Genomic DNA, 530 nt, shown 5'->3' with positions numbered 1-530 from the left:
AATTCATGCCTTAGATCAGTAATTGCCTTAGCTATTTGTTCTGATCTTTTTCTTGATCCAAGGCTTTCAGTTTTTTTACGTATTCGTTCACAATACGCAATCGCAAGTTTTCTTCTTTCAGCTTTTGGATCTCTTTCTCCAGTTCCTTGCGTGATTTCTGACTCTCTTTGACCACGGGCAGGGCGTCCTTTCTGTTTGATAATGACATTATACCCGTTTTCTTTGTATTCTCTAAGCCATTTGTTAAGCATGGCAATGCTTTTGAAGCCTAATTCTAGCGATAATTGAACATATGACTTAGTACCAAAGATAGCTTGTTCAATTGCTTGCTCTTTAAATTTTTTAGAATAAACCTGCTTTCCAGTATTTAAAATATCCGTTCCATGCATATCAATCAATCTAAGCATGTAATCTAAATTAGCTAAGTTCATTTTATATGCTTTAGACAATTGACTTATTGAGATATTCTCATCTTTCCATTTACGATAAATTTCTATTTTTTGTTCTTTATTAAATTTAGACATAGTAAA

The 530-nt window shown here is 32.6% G+C and carries 1 pseudogene; it reads right to left on the bottom strand.

Going from position 1 to position 530, the window contains the following annotated elements:
- A pseudogene (locus CP368_RS10160) lies at positions 1 to 524 on the bottom strand (IS3 family transposase); the annotation flags it as partial.
- Between the last annotated feature and the right edge of the window lie 6 nt (positions 525 to 530).

This window comes from Lactobacillus sp. UMNPBX17 (genome assembly GCF_002553735.1).
Taxonomy (GTDB): domain Bacteria; phylum Bacillota; class Bacilli; order Lactobacillales; family Lactobacillaceae; genus Lactobacillus; species Lactobacillus gallinarum.
Note: the sequence above shows the minus strand (reverse complement) of the source record. Positions and strands in the feature narration are given on the sequence as shown.